This is a genomic window from Pseudocitrobacter sp. CD920760, from assembly GCF_057782505.1.
Map to the genome: position 1 here is coordinate 2592715 of NZ_CM173490.1, position 13585 is coordinate 2606299.

Consider the following 13585-nt stretch of genomic DNA (forward strand, 5'->3'; position numbering starts at 1 on the left):
GTCCCCGAACACCTGTCTACCATGTCCCCGGACCGTACACTCCCACAGGGAGAGGGGACCGTTCGTGCCAGTGGTTAAGTGTGTACGGTTTTCTCCCTCTCCCTGCGGGAGAGGGCCGGGGTGAGGGCTTAGTTCTCGCTATAAATATTCAGCGCCCGACGCGTACGCCCGGAGCTGAGGTAATCGGCAATATAATCCTGCGAAATCTCGCCGTTATAGCGCCCCTCTTCATCGACAATCGGCATCCAACTGGTATTGCTCTCATAGAGTTTCGACAGCACCACGCGCAGGTTATCTTCCGCCTTACCGGTGACGCGGAACGGGTGGATGAGATCAGAACAGACGCCGCTCGCCTGACGCGCTTCGCGACGTTTCACAAACCCGAGCGGTTTGCCTTCCTCATCCACCACGGTCAGCGCGCGAATGTCGTTGTCATCCATGATGCCGAAAGCTTCAGCAAGCGGCGTAGAGTTGCGGGCGGTAATCGTCGGTTGCTGGTCGGTGACGTCGCCCGCCGAGACTAACAGCAGGCGCTTCAGCGTACGGTCCTGGCCGACAAACGAGCCGACAAATTCATTAGCCGGTTTTGCCAGCAGCTCATCCGGGCTGGCGCACTGAATAATACGCCCCTGACGGAATACCGCGATACGGTCGCCCAGTTTCAGCGCTTCATCGATATCGTGACTCACCAGCATGACGGTTTTCTTCAGTGCTCGCTGCATCTCGAGGAACTGATTCTGAATCACTTCACGGTTAATCGGGTCGACCGCGCCGAAAGGTTCATCCATCAGCAGTACCGGCGGATCCGCCGCCAGGGCGCGGATCACGCCAATACGCTGCTGCTGACCGCCGGACATCTCTTTGGGGTAGCGATGAAGGAATTTTTTCGAATCCAGCGCCACCATTTCCATCAGTTCCTGCGCACGGGTTTTGCAGCGGGCTTTATCCCATCCCAGCATGCGCGGTACCACGGTAATGTTCTCTTCAATGGTCATGTTCGGGAACAGGCCGATTTGCTGGATAACATAGCCAATATTGCGACGCAGCGTCACCGTGTCCATCTCATCGGTATTTTGCCCGTTGATGAGAATGGTCCCGCTGCTGGGTTTAATCAGGCGGTTGATCATCTTCAGGGTGGTGGTTTTGCCGCAGCCGGAGGGCCCCAGCAGTACACACATTTCACCTTCTGGCACATTCAAGTTCACGTTATCGACGGCCTTTAATGGTTGACCGTTTTTCTGTGAAAATTGTTTAGTGAGGTTTTCCAGTTTTATCATTATCGTATCCCCTTCGGTGTCAGAGCGATTTGCAGGCGGTGCAGCAGCCAGTCGAGCACAATCGCCAGTAAGCAAATCATCAGTGCGCCAGCAATCAGCATGCGGATATCACTTCCACCGATGCCGTTCAGTAACAGTAATCCCAGCCCGCCTGCGCCAATTACGGCAGCAATCGCCATCACGCCGATGTTCATCACCACGGCGGTGCGAATACCGCCGAAAATCACCGGTAATGCCATCGGAATTTCTACCCAGCGCAAACGCTGCCAGAAGGTCATGCCGATTCCGCGCCCCGCTTCGCGCAGGCCAGGCGGCAGGGCGTCCAGCGCCGTATGCGTGTTGCGCACAATTGGCAGCAGGGAATAGAGGAAAACGGCGGTGACGGCAGGCAGCACGCCAATCCCGTGACCGATCAGCGAAAACAGCGGGATCATCAGGCCAAACAGGGCGATAGACGGAATGGTTAACAGCAGCGTCGCGACGCTCAGTACCGGCGTGGCCAGCCATTTGTGACGCACGATGAGAATGCCGAGCGGGACGCCAATAATAATCGCAAGACCCACCGCCAGCGCCACCAGCCACAGATGCTGAAGGGTGAGCGTGGCAAGGTAGCCTGCGTTGTCCATCATGTAATGCAACGTGTCCATAAGCGCTCCTTACAGCATGCCTTTGTCTTGCAGGAATTTACGGGCTACCTGCTGCGGGGTTTGATGGTCGATATCCACCTGCGCGTTAAGCGTGGCGATCACGTCGTTATTCAACTGGCCGGAGAGGGTATCCAGCGCTTCTTCAAGGCCCGGATTGGCCTCCAGCACGTCTTTGCGCACCACCGGTGTCACGGCGTAGCTCGGGAAGAAACCTTTGTCATCGTCCAGCACTTTCAGGTCAAAACCTTTCACGCGACCATCGGTGGTATAGATAAGCCCGGCATCGACAAAACCATCGCGTACCGCGTTATAGACCAGACCCGGGTCCATCTGGCGGATCTGCGGGCGATCGAGCGGCATATTGTAGGCTTCCTGCAACGGCTTCATGCCGTCACTGCGCCCGGCGAATTCAAGGTCCAGCCCCAGACGCCAGTTTTTATCCGGGTCGGTCTGGCGGATGTGCTCAATCTTCTCCACCATCTGCGACATGGTGGTAATGCCTTCCGCTTCCGCACGTTTACGCTGCATGGCGAAGGCATAGGTATTGTTCATATCTGCCGGCTTAAGCCACACCAGGCCCAGTTTGGCGTCCAGCCGTTTTACCGTGTCGTAAGACTCCTGCGGGCTCATCCGTTTGTTGATGTGGTTAAAGATAATCAGTGAGGTACCGGTGTACTCCCATGTCATATCAATCTGTTTGTTGATCATCGCATTGCGCGAGATAACGGTGGCAATGTTGGTTTGTGGCTGAACCTGGAATCCTTTCTTTTGCAGATACTGCACGGTCATCGCCGATAAAATATGCTGTTCGGTAAAGCTCTTGGTGGCCAGGGTAATCGGCGCAGCCTGCACGGTTCCGGCAAACAGTAACGTTGCGCTAAACCACCCCAGCAGCTGTTTTTTAAATGTCATGTCATGCTCCTTATGTTCAGGCTGTATGGGGGCTGAGTACGCGGCCAAGCCAGGCGAGCAGGGAATCAAGGATCAGGGCAAAAAGGGCGGTAGCCGTGGCGCCTAAAATCAGCGTTGGGAAATCGTTAAGGTAGATCCCCGGGAAAATCAGTTCGCCGTAGCTGCTGGCTCCAATCAGGAAGGCGAGCGGAGCAGTACCGACGTTGATCGCGGTTGCGATGCGAATGCCTGACAGCATCACCGGCCAGGCGTTGGGGAGTTCGACCTGCCAGAGCCGTTGTAACTTCGTCATGCCGATTCCGTTGGCAGCTTCAATCAGCGAAGGCGGAACCGACTTCAGGCCGGAATAGGTGTTACGCACAATCGGCAGCAGCGAGGCGAGGAAAAGCGCCACGATAGCGGGTATATCACCAATCCCGATGACCACCATCGCCAGTGCCAGTACTGCCAGCGGCGGCAGCGTGTTACCGACGTTGAAAATCTGCATCACATATTCGGCGATACCCTTTGCCGCCGGACGGCTTAACAGGATACCGCTGGGAATACCGACCAGCAGGGCAAAGAACATTGAGATAAAGACGAGTTTAAGGTGTTGTTGACCCAGGTAGATCAGGTCAACCTGACGGGCTTTTATTGTGTCCAGTCCGATGCCCCAGACGAGGAGCGCCAGTACCAGAACAATCGCGCCAGTAAAGCCCAGAAAGCGCATAAGGGGGGAAGCCTGCATTGCTGTGTTTCTCCCTGTTATAGGTTTTTATTAACGCGTCATATTCAAAGTGACGCATTTGACCTATAGCAATGGATGAGCGGGCATTCCAGAAACAGGGGGATTTATCTTGCTCAGCTTTTCAGCGAAATCAGTAGGTTGGCTATACGGGAGAACGGCTTGCGGGGGATGTATAGAATAGTCTTAAAAGTAAAACCCAGAAGTGACGTTGTCACAATTAGTCGTGGCCGGATAAGGCGTTTTACGCCGCTATCCGGCACGACGGACATTATCGGTACAGCGTTTTCACAGCAACCGGAATCAATAACTGAGACTGCCACTGCGCCAGCGTCTGTTGCGCTAATTCGCCCAACGCTTGATAAAACGGGTGTTCTGCGTTAGCGACAAACTCTTCCAGAAAACGCGTGGACCACGGGAAGAGATGCCAGGCCAGCAGTTGTTCGCACAGGACGTGCTGCTCATTTTCCGCCAGCCAGGCGGCCAGCAGCAGCAGGGAGCCAAAGTGATCTTCCGGCTCGTTTTGCTGCATATCGAACTGGATGCCGTTTTCACGCATCCACTGGCGCAGCGCCAGGGTCGAGTCGCCAAACAGCACCGATTCGCGGTCCAGCCAGACGGAACCCCACGGTGGAGAAGGCAACGCATACGGGCCGACAAACAAGCGCTGCCAGGCTTCAGACAACGTTTCTTCGGCATCCGCGTTAAATTTTGCGCTCAGTGGCTGCAACACCTCTTGCGGCAAGGGCCACTGGGTCAGCCATTCCGTGCCTTTCAGCGCCTCAACCAGCGGCGCGGCTTCCGGGCTTTCTGGCGGCAGATAAAACAGCGCGCCGAGCACCCGGGCGGTCATGGGAAATGCGTCGTGTTGGGTAAAATCAGTCATTCAAACCATCCTAAAAAGTGCGGGTTGCCCCGCACCAGTTGTGTCATCCGTTAACCTGCAACGGCCATACCCACGGTCATGTGCAGGCCGTAGAAAAGACCACGGCCAATCAGTTCGCCAGCCAGCACCAGGAGGAGCCCCAGCAACAGGCCAAACACAGCCGGTTCTTTGCGACGTACCAGCGGGCAAATCCAGCAGCCAAGACCCGCAGCAACCAGCACGATACGCCAGACCTGCAGGCTGCCGTAGTCCGGTACCAGCGCGCTGGCCTGCTGTACGGAGCTGTGAATGTCGCCGAGCGAAATACCCTGCAAAACAATCACTGCAATGCTCACCAGCAGGGCGAGAACGCTGACTGCCGCAAAGGTGACTCCGTTAAACATCACGCGTGCTGCACGCAGCAGCAGGGCGGCAAACAGCGGGCCGCTGACAAAGGCCGTCAGGAAGAAGGCCAGCGTCGTATAGCCATTATACCAGGTTGGCACGGTATCGATCTGATAAACACGGGTCATTGCCCAGATAAATACCAGCCCCAGCACCATGCTCACCAGCAACCAGAGTTTGCCCAGCGCTTCCGGCATTTTGCCCAGCACGGCCACCAGCCACCAGAATCCGCCGACGGCGAAGAAAATCGACCCGGCGGCAATTTCATTACTCAGCGCAGACGCGCCCACGCGGTTCAGGGAGTTAAACGCCCGCAGCGGTGAACCGAGGTGCATAATCGACGCCAGAAAACCGACGCCCATCACCAGCCATAAAAAGAACATACCGCGCACCAGACGTTGACGCGCGGCAGCATCGTCTTTCAAGGCGAACCAGCCGAGCCCGCTGACAATCAGCGCCCCAGCAACGCACTGGCCCAGTACGGTGAAGAGTACCAGCGGCCATTCATGCCATCCATTTCCCATTTCAGACCTCCTTTGGGTTTGCCAGATAACCGGTGGTATCGCCGGTCGGGCGCGCGTTAGCGTTAGGTTTAATCACAATGTTCGGTTTGGTGAAGTGTGCGGACGGCAGCGGCGCGACAGCCGCCAGGTTGCCGTGTTTTTTGCGCAGTTCGTCGATCGGGCCAAAGTCCAGCGCGCGCAGCGGGCAGGATTCAACACAAATCGGCTTTTTGCCATCGGCGACGCGGTCATGACAGCCGTCGCATTTGGTCATATGACCTTTCGCCGCATTGTATTGCGGTGCGCCATACGGACACGCCATGTGGCAATAGCGACAGCCGATGCAAACATCTTCATCGACAACAACGAAACCATCTTCGCGTTTGTGCATCGCGCCGCTTGGGCACACCTTGGTACACGCCGGATCTTCGCAGTGATTGCACGAGATGGAGAGGTAATAGGCAAAGACATCCTGATGCCAGACACCGTTATCTTCCTGCCAGTTGCCGCCCGCGTATTCATAAATGCGACGGAAGCTGACATCGGGGCCCAAATCTTTGTAATCCTTACACGCCAGCTCGCAGGTTTTGCAGCCTGTGCAGCGGGCGGAATCAATATAAAAGCCGTACTGGGTTGTCATCGGTTACTCCTTATACCTTTTCAACCTGAACCAGATTGCTGTGAGACGGGTTGCCTTTCGCCAGCGGTGATGGACGGTGAGAGGTGAGAATGTTGATGCTGCCGCCGTGATCCAGGCGATCGCCGAACATATCAGCCTTCAGCCACGCGCCTTGCCCGATGGCGGTGACGCCAGGCAGGATGCGCGGCGTGACTTTCGCCGGGATCAGCATTTGGCCATGCTGGCTGGAGACACGAACGGTATCGCCATTGGCAATGCCGCGCGGCTGCGCATCGACCGGGTTGATCCAGATCTCCTGCGGGCAGGCCTGTTGCAGCACGTCGATATTGCCGTAGCTGGAGTGGGTACGCGCTTTATAGTGGAAACCGGTTAATTGCAGCGGATAGGTTTTGCGCGCCGGGTCGCTCACGCCATCAAAGCCGGGTGCATAGGCCGGCAGCGGGTGAATAATTTCATCCTCTTTCAGCTCCCAGGTTTTAGCGATATCGGCCAGTCGTTCAGAGTAGATCTCGATTTTTCCTGATGGCGTTTTCAGCGGATTCGCCGCCGGGTTGTCACGGAAATCGCGGAAGGCAACATAGTGTTCTTCCGGGCATTTTTTCTTGAAGATGCCGAGGGTTTTCATCTCCTCATAGGACGGCATTTCCGGATTCCGCTCTTTGGTTTTGGCATGCAGGTACTGAACCCATTCATGCTGTGAGCGGCCTTCGGTGAAGGTTTGATACACATCCGGCCCAAGACGTTTGGCGATTTCGGAGAGGATTTCATAAATCGGACGGCGTTCGAACTTCCGGCTGGTTGCGGGTTGACCAAGAATGACGTAACCCATGTTCCCGGCGGATTCATGAGATATCAGATCTTCCTGCTCGGTCGGCATCAGGTCAGGCAGCAAAATGTCGCAATACTTCGCCGACGCCGTCATGAAATGCTCGATGCCGACAATCATTTCGCACTTGCTATCATCCTGCAAAATCTCATGGGTGCGGCTGATATTACCGTTCTGGTTGATAAGCGTGTTGCTGGCATAACACCACATGAACTTAATCGGCACGTCGAGTTTATCTTTCCCGCGCACACCGTCGTGGATGGCGGTCATTTTCTCGCCGTGGTCGATAGCGTCCGGCCAGGTGAAGACGGAGATTTGCGTTTTCACCGGGTTATCGAGCATCGAGAACCACTCCACGCCGAGATCCCAGGTACCTTCACGCACGCCGGAGTTCCCGCCATTGATACCCACGTTACCGGTCAGCACTGACAGCATGGCGATGGCGCGTGAGTTTTGCTCACCGTTGGAGTGACGCTGCGGCCCCCAGCCCTGACAGATATAGGCCGGTTTGGCGCTGCCGATTTCACGGGCCAGCTTAATGATTTTATCCACCGGGATACTGGTGATTTGCGCCGCCCATTCTGGCGTTTTCGCGATGCCATCCGGGCCATCGCCCAGAATATAGGCTTTGTAGTGCGCATTTTGCGGGGCGCTGGCAGGCAGCGTTTTTTCGTCGTAACCGACGCAGTATTTATCGAGGAATGGTTGATCAACGAGGTTTTCAGTGATTAACACCCAGGCGATCGCTGCGGCCAGCGCGCCGTCGGTGCCAGGGCGAATCGGCAGCCACTCATCTTCACGTCCGGCCGCGGTGTCGTTATAGCGCGGGTCGATGACGATCATGCGGGCATTAGAGCGCTCGCGCGCCTGTTCCACATAATAGGTGACGCCACCACCGCTCATGCGCGTTTCCGCCGGGTTGTTGCCGAACATCACTACCAGTTTGGTGTTGGCGATGTCGTCCGGGCTGTTGCCGTCATTACTGCCGAACATGTAGCTCATGGCGGCGCTGATTTGTGCGGTACTGTAACTGCCATAACGGCTCAGGTAACCACCACACGAGTTCATCAGGCGATAAGGCACGTTAGAGTTGGTGATGTTGCCGCCGTCAACGCCGGTGCCGTAGAGCACGTGCACCGCTTCGTTACCGTAATCTTTCAGAATGCGTTTCAGGTTATCGCCGATGGTATCCAGCGCTTCATCCCACGAAATACGCTCGAATTTGCCCTCACCACGCTTACCGACGCGTTTCATCGGATATTTCAGGCGATCCGGGTGATTCATTCGGCGACGAATCGAGCGCCCGCGCAGGCAGGCGCGAACCTGATGGTTGCCGTAGATATCTTCGCCGGTGGTGTCTGATTCCACCCAATAAACGCTGTCGTCCTTGACGTGAAGCCGTAACAGGCAGCGGCTGCCGCAGTTAACGGTGCATGAACTCCAGACCGCTTTTTCCTCCACGGGCGCCAGTTTATCCGCTGCATTTGCGATGCGGGTAAATGGCAGTGTGAAGGCGCTGCTGGCGGCGGCCAGGCCGCCTATCGCGGAGGTTTTCACCAGATTTCGGCGGCTAATCTTCGCCGTCATAAGCGCCTCAGGCGCGATGATTTTCATAGTGACTCACTTATTTGCTTTTCCATAATTAAAACGCCCGAGCCAAAAGACACTCGGGCAAAACGCGTTATACCTTTTCGACTTGTACCAGATTGGTGTGCTGTGGATTACCTTTCGCCAGCGGGGAGGGGCGCTGAGTGGTGAGGGTGTTGACGCAGCCGCCGTGGTCGATTTTATCGCCCGCCATGTTGGCGTCATGCCACGCGCCCTGGCCCATGGCGCTGACGCCAGGCAGAATGCGCGGGGTGACTTTTGCGGGAAGACGCACTTCACCACGATCGTTAAAGACGCGCACCATATCGCCGTTGGCAATCCCGCGTGGCTGGGCGTCGACTGGGTTAATCCACACTTCCTGACGGCAGGCGGCCTGTAATACATCTACGTTGCCGTAGCTGGAGTGCGTGCGGGCTTTATAGTGGAAACCGAATAGCTGAAGCGGGAACTGGCTGCGTTTCGGGTCGTCCCAGCCCTCGAAGGTGGAGGCATAAACGGGAAGCGGACTGATGACCTCATCTTTTTGCAGCTCCCAGCTGTTGGCGATTTTCGCCAGACGGCTGGAGTAAATCTCAATTTTTCCGGACGGCGTTTTCAGCGGGTTAGCTTGCGGATCGTCGCGGAAGGCTCTATAGGCAACAAAATGGCCGTTCGGATCTTTACGCTTATAAATCCCCATTTTTTTCAGCGCATTATAAGAGGGTAGCGCAGGGTCTTTGGCTTCCATTTTAGCGTAAAGATAGCGTAGCCAGTCTTCCTGAGTGCGCCCTTCGGTGAAGCGCTGGTGGATATCCGGGCCCAGACGCTTTGCTACTTCACTGGTGATCCAGTAGATAGGCTTACGCTCAAATTTTGGCGTGGTAGCTGGCTGGATGAAAATCAGATATCCCATATTCCCGGCGTAATCGTTGGGAATAATGTCTTCCTGTTCAACGGTCATCAGGTCGGGCAGAAGAATATCGGCATACTTCGCCGATGAGGTCATGAAGTTCTCGATAACCACGATCATTTCGCACTTCGACTCATCCTGCAAAATTTCATGGGTGCGGTTGATGTCAGAGTGCTGATTAGTGATGGTGTTGCCCGCGTAGTTCCAGATGAACTTAATCGGTACATCAAGCTTATCTTTACCGCGTACTCCATCGCGCAGGGCGGTCATTTCCGGGCCGTGGTCGATAGCGTCCGTCCAGCTAAAGCAGGAGATTTGCGTTTTCACCGGGTTTTCCGGCAACGGCATACGTTCGATGGTAATGGTGTAGGTTGATTCACGCGCGCCGCTGTTACCACCGTTGATGCCTACATTACCGGTGAGGATAGGCAGCATAGCGATTGCCCGAGAAGTGAGCTCACCGTTAGCCTGACGCTGTAAGCGGGTTTGGCGGTGCCAATTTCGCGGGCGAGCTGAATGATACGCTGCGCCGGAATGCCAGTAATCTGCGAAGCCCACTGCGGCGTTTTGGCGATACCGTCCTCGCCCTGGCCGAGAATGTATGCCTTATAATGGCCGTTCGCAGGCGCATCTTCTGGCAGCGTTTTCTCGTCATAACCGACGCAATACTTATCGAGGAAAGGCTGATCAACCAGATTTTCGTTAATCAACACCCAGGCGATACCCGCCACCAGCGCAGCGTCAGTACCGGGGCGAATGGGGATCCACTCATCTTCTCGGCCCGCAGCGGTATCGGTATAACGAGGATCGATAACGATCATGCGCGCATTTGAGCGTTCACGCGCTTGCTCAAGAAAATACGTAATCCCGCCGCCGCTCATCCGCGTTTCCGCCGGATTATTGCCGAACATCACCACCAGTTTGGTGTTTTCGATGTCGGAGGTGCTGTTGCCTTCGTTTGACCCGTAGGTGTAAGGCATTGCCGCCGCGATTTGTGCGGTGCTGTAGGTGCCGTAGTGGCTGAGAAAACCGCCGTAGCAGTTCATCAAGCGGGCGACTAACGAGGCGTAGGGCGAAGAACGGGTAATATTACCGCCGACGATCCCGGAGGTGTAGTTGATATACACCGCTTCGTTACCGTATTCATGCACCACTTTTTTCAGGCTGTTGCTGATGGTATCCAGCGCTTCATCCCAACTGATGCGCTCAAATTTGCCTTCGCCGCGCTTGCCTACGCGCTTCATGGGGTAATTGAGACGATCCGGATGATTGATTCGGCGGCGAATCGAGCGCCCACGCAGACAGGCGCGCACCTGGTGATCGCCATACACATCGTCACCGGTGTTATCCGTTTCAACCCAGTACACTTCGTCATCGCGCACGTGCAAACGCAAAGCGCAGCGGCTGCCGCAGTTGACGGAGCAGGCGCCCCAAACGACTTTATCTTCGGGCTGATTCGCGGAGGAAACGGCCGCGGCGGCAGGGCGTAAGGCAAAAGGAAGAGATAATCCCCCAGCGACCAGGGCCAGTGAGCCTGCAGCTGAGGATTTGATAAGCGTCCGTCGGCTAATCCCGGCGGGAGATTCCGTTGTTGACATCGCTCACTCCATTATTATTTTGTCTAATTAATTTCAATGCGAAATTAAATACCGGCTAATGGTGAGCAAATCATACATATTAAGGGGTAGGAAAGAATTATCCCTGGTCAAACCAGGGATAATATTTGATGACGGAGGCGAAGTTATTGGGCGTCGCTGGATGGGGCGTTATCGCTGCGGGTATAGATGATTTTAAAGGTATCGTTGGCGCAGTGGCCGACAACCTGAGCGCCTGACTGATCGGCCTGATCGTTAGGCACGATATCCAGTGAAAATGCGCTTTCGGCAACGCCGTTGTTGATGATTTTTTGTTGAATATCACTCCTGACACGTTCACATGAGTCAGGTGCAGCCAGCGCGGGCGCGGCGGCTCCGGCCAACAGTAACGCGAGTAACCAGCGTGAAGATCTCATGGCAATCTCCTTTTTGAAATGTAAATCAAGTATAGCAAAGCTAGTGTAAATAACTGTATTTGCTAATATGGTTGAGAAAATTCCCCAAAAAGGATCCCGGCGTGAAGAGACTTCTGTTGCTGACCCCATTTATAGCGCTACTTGCAGCCTGCGATAAAAATGACTCGCCGGCCGCATTTTCCCCGGAAATGGCGAGCTTTTCTAATGAGTTCGATTTCGATCCTCTACGCGGGCCGGTAAAAGACTTTAGCCAGACGCTAATGAATGAGAAGGGCGAGGTGGCAAAGCGGGTTAGCGGGCAGATGTCCGAAGAGGGCTGTTTCGACGTGCTGGAGTTTCACGATCTGGAAAATAACACCGGCGCGACGCTGGTACTGGATGCCAACTACTACGTCGACGGCATGACCCAGGAAAAACGCGTGCGGTTGCAGGGAAAATGTCAGCTGGCGGAATTACCGTCCGCGGGTGTTGCCTGGGAAACAAACGACGATGGCTTTGTGGTGAAATCACTCAGCAAAGAACGTGAAGTGAATTATCAGTATGACGGCGAAGGGTATCCGCTGGGTAAAACGTCGCTCACCAAAGGAAATACGCTGGCGATATTATCTACCCCATCAGACGATCCGCGTAAAAAACTCGATTACACCTCCGTCAGCCTGCTGAACAAGCAGCCGGTTGGCAACGTTAAACAGAGTTGTGATTATGACCGGCATGATAATCCGGTTAGCTGCGACCTTGAGGTGATTGATATGAGCGTGAACCCGGCGGTCACGCTCCGTTATACGATTAAAAACGTGATTGATTATTACTGAGCCGTCGGCTTCAGCAACCCAGGAGCCGGTGTCTTGTGCATCGCCATATATTGATGCTGGAACAGACACATGCGGATGGTGTTGCGGTACTCGCCGTTGATAAAGAATTCGTGAATCAGCTCGCCCTCCACCATAAAACCGAGTTTGCGGTAGATGTGAATCGCTTTTTCGTTTTCTTTATCGACAATCAGGTAAAGCTTATACAGGTTAAGCACCGTAAAGCCGTAGTCCATCGCCAGTTTTGCGGCTTTCGAGGCTAACCCTTTACCCTGATGTTCCGGCGAAATAATAATCTGGAATTCCGCGCGGCGGTGAACGTGGTTAATTTCGACTAATTCGACCAGGCCCGCTTTCTCACCGTTGCACTCCACTACAAAACGACGTTCGCTTTGATCGTGAATGTGCTTGTCATAGAGATCGGAGAGTTCAACAAACGCTTCGTAGGGCTCTTCAAACCAGTAGCGCATGACGCTGGCGTTATTATCGAGCTGGTGGACAAAGCGGAGGTCTTCGCGTTCGAGCGGGCGAAGTCTGACGTTACTGGCGTCACTCATGTGAAATCCTTTCAGGCTGACTATGGGATAAAAAGGGGAAAAGGGCGCAAACGCGCCCAACAACTATGGGTTAACAACTAGGGGTTAACGACGCGGCCCGTGCGACGGTCAAGGCAGCGCAGGGTATTCGGTTCCCAGTACGCGTTCACGTTAGCGCTCTGCTGGCATTTATCGCGTGAATCGAAAGCGGCATCTTCTTTATCCCACTCTTTCTCAACGCGATTATTGACCTTATTACGCAGCGTACGGGTATCGTTCCACTGTTCTTTATCCATCGCCGCATCCTGACGTGTCTGAGCGTTATCACCCGATTCAATAATCAGTTTGCTGGTATTAGCAGAGGCTGACGCCGTATACATAATAGCGCTCAGCGCCAGCATCGCCGTCAGGCACAGGCGTTTGCCAGATGTCATATTCATTGCAGATTCCTTTGGCGTAACTAAAACTGAGATGAGTTTACTACAACTCGTTTCGGTGGCATACCCACGGGAAAAACAGGGTCGCCTTCAGCGGATTATCCCGTATCATCGTTAAACCAATCTTAAAGCTGCGACGATAATGTTAAAAACATCCTTACTTTTCTTTGCGACGGCACTGTGCGAAATCCTTGGCTGCTATCTACCCTGGTTATGGTTAAAACGCGGTGCGACACCCTTGCTGCTTATTCCAGCCGCACTGGCGCTGGCGATGTTTGTCTGGCTGTTGACCCTGCATCCTACCGCCAGCGGGCGAGTCTATGCCGCGTATGGCGGTGTGTATATTCTCACCGCGCTTATCTGGCTGCGGGTGGTGGATGGCGTCAAACTCTCAATGTATGACTGGGCAGGCGCGGGCGTGGCGTTCTGCGGCATGCTGATTATTGTCGCGGGATGGGGGCGGGGGTGATTCGTAAGCCTTTACCGTAGGCCGGAT

13 protein-coding genes and 1 pseudogene are annotated in these 13585 nt (G+C 54.8%); 2 read left to right on the forward strand and 12 right to left on the reverse strand.

Annotation, left to right across the window (positions count from 1 at the left end):
• Positions 1 to 128 precede the first annotated feature (128 nt).
• The 10 genes and pseudogenes from osmV to AC1MKH_RS12280 form a co-directional block, all read right to left on the reverse strand.
• Positions 129 to 1277 (reverse strand): osmoprotectant ABC transporter ATP-binding protein OsmV, encoded by a 1149-nt coding sequence (gene osmV / locus AC1MKH_RS12235; protein ID WP_276224049.1) that lies wholly within the window; start codon positions 1275 to 1277, stop codon positions 129 to 131.
• Positions 1277 to 1924, reverse strand: coding sequence for an osmoprotectant ABC transporter permease OsmW (osmW, locus tag AC1MKH_RS12240; protein ID WP_015964466.1), 648 nt, complete (start codon positions 1922 to 1924; stop codon positions 1277 to 1279). Before osmW ends, osmV begins: the two co-directional genes overlap by 1 nt.
• A gap of 9 nt (positions 1925 to 1933) precedes the next feature.
• A complete protein-coding gene (gene osmX, locus AC1MKH_RS12245) occupies positions 1934 to 2836 on the reverse strand; it encodes an osmoprotectant ABC transporter substrate-binding protein OsmX (RefSeq protein WP_276224052.1) in 903 nt (300 codons plus the stop codon).
• A gap of 16 nt (positions 2837 to 2852) precedes the next feature.
• A complete protein-coding gene (gene osmY / locus AC1MKH_RS12250; protein WP_276224054.1) occupies positions 2853 to 3563 on the reverse strand; it encodes an osmoprotectant ABC transporter permease OsmY in 711 nt (236 codons plus the stop codon).
• A 268-nt stretch (positions 3564 to 3831) separates the two neighbouring features.
• Positions 3832 to 4446 (reverse strand): Tat proofreading chaperone DmsD, encoded by a 615-nt coding sequence (gene dmsD, locus AC1MKH_RS12255; RefSeq protein WP_276224056.1) that lies wholly within the window; start codon positions 4444 to 4446, stop codon positions 3832 to 3834.
• A gap of 50 nt (positions 4447 to 4496) precedes the next feature.
• Positions 4497 to 5354 (reverse strand): dimethyl sulfoxide reductase anchor subunit family protein, encoded by an 858-nt coding sequence (locus AC1MKH_RS12260; protein WP_276224057.1) that lies wholly within the window; start codon positions 5352 to 5354, stop codon positions 4497 to 4499.
• A 1-nt stretch (position 5355) separates the two neighbouring features.
• Complete coding sequence (locus AC1MKH_RS12265) at positions 5356 to 5973, reverse strand: DMSO/selenate family reductase complex B subunit (protein ID WP_276224060.1); 618 nt, start codon at positions 5971 to 5973, stop codon at positions 5356 to 5358.
• Positions 5974 to 5983: 10 nt separating this feature from the next.
• Positions 5984 to 8413, reverse strand: coding sequence for a selenate/tellurate reductase subunit YnfF (ynfF, locus tag AC1MKH_RS12270; protein ID WP_276224062.1), 2430 nt, complete (start codon positions 8411 to 8413; stop codon positions 5984 to 5986).
• Between the two features lie 67 nt (positions 8414 to 8480).
• Positions 8481 to 10894, reverse strand: a pseudogene (ynfE, locus tag AC1MKH_RS12275) (selenate/tellurate reductase subunit YnfE).
• Between the two features lie 143 nt (positions 10895 to 11037).
• Complete coding sequence (locus AC1MKH_RS12280) at positions 11038 to 11307, reverse strand: DUF1161 domain-containing protein (RefSeq protein WP_108474221.1); 270 nt, start codon at positions 11305 to 11307, stop codon at positions 11038 to 11040.
• Between the two features lie 101 nt (positions 11308 to 11408).
• Here AC1MKH_RS12280 and AC1MKH_RS12285 point away from each other — a divergent pair, with 101 nt between their 5' ends.
• Positions 11409 to 12119, forward strand: coding sequence for a YnfC family lipoprotein (locus tag AC1MKH_RS12285; RefSeq protein WP_276224065.1), 711 nt, complete (start codon positions 11409 to 11411; stop codon positions 12117 to 12119).
• Here AC1MKH_RS12285 and speG read toward each other — a convergent pair.
• Both speG and AC1MKH_RS12295 read right to left on the reverse strand, forming a co-directional pair.
• Positions 12113 to 12673, reverse strand: coding sequence for a spermidine N1-acetyltransferase (gene speG, locus AC1MKH_RS12290; RefSeq protein WP_015964455.1), 561 nt, complete (start codon positions 12671 to 12673; stop codon positions 12113 to 12115). The two genes, AC1MKH_RS12285 and speG, sit on opposite strands and share 7 nt — an antisense overlap.
• A gap of 77 nt (positions 12674 to 12750) precedes the next feature.
• Positions 12751 to 13092, reverse strand: coding sequence for a DUF1283 family protein (locus tag AC1MKH_RS12295; protein WP_276224068.1), 342 nt, complete (start codon positions 13090 to 13092; stop codon positions 12751 to 12753).
• A 139-nt stretch (positions 13093 to 13231) separates the two neighbouring features.
• Between AC1MKH_RS12295 and AC1MKH_RS12300 the strand changes: the two genes are divergently transcribed.
• Positions 13232 to 13558, forward strand: a complete 327-nt coding sequence (locus AC1MKH_RS12300) for a YnfA family protein (protein ID WP_015964453.1) — start codon at positions 13232 to 13234, stop codon at positions 13556 to 13558.
• Positions 13559 to 13585 lie beyond the last annotated feature (27 nt).